Source organism: Fictibacillus phosphorivorans, from assembly GCF_023715845.1.
Lineage (GTDB): Bacteria > Bacillota > Bacilli > Bacillales > Fictibacillaceae > Fictibacillus > Fictibacillus phosphorivorans_D.
In genome coordinates, this window is record NZ_JAMBOR010000053.1 from 1 (window position 1) to 732 (window position 732).

The 732-nt window shown below is 39.3% G+C and carries 1 pseudogene; it reads right to left on the reverse strand.

What is annotated here, in order from left to right:
• A pseudogene (locus M3206_RS18740) lies at positions 1–673 on the reverse strand (transposase); the annotation flags it as partial.
• Positions 674–732: the final 59 nt, after the last annotated feature.

The window sequence follows — 732 nt, forward strand, 5'->3', positions numbered from 1 at the left end:
GCAAACAGCTTCTCTCGTTCATCCTTTACATAATAGCCACTTTCGGGATCTGTCTTACTCACTTTAATCTCTTTCGTATCTTCTTTTGTTTGAGGGGTTAGAGCTTTTTTCCGTGTGCCTCACGGTCAATGTTGATTTCTTCTTCAAGTTTGTTTTGGTAGCTGCGTGTTTCCACACGCACAATCTTCTTATCGAACTTCTTCTTGTTGGCATTGGCTTTCACATGCGTAGAATCGATGAACGCAACAGTGGGATCAACCAGACCATAGTTCGTTGCTTCTCGTAAAATACGGTAGAAGATCTGTTCAAATAGGTCACTATCGTGGAAACGGCGGGCATAGTTCTTACCGAACGTTGAGAAGTGAGGTATCTTTTCACTAAAGTCATATCCTAAAAACCAACGGTAAGCCACGTTTGTTTCAATCTCTTTAATCGTCTGGCGCATCGATCGAATACCAAACAAATATTGAAGGAGCACCATTTTGACTAAAACAACAGGATCAACGCTTGGCCTACCATTATCTAAAGAATATGTATGTTTTACCGCATCATAAATAAAGTCAAAATCCATGACTTGATCAATTTTTCGTACCAAATGATCCTGAGGTACAAGCTCGTCAAGAGCTGCTAGAGTTACTTGGTGACGTCCTTCAGTAGTATGCTTAGATAACATGTATATTTCTCCCCTCAAACATTATCTACTTTAATTGTACAATAAAAAAAGCTTGTAGA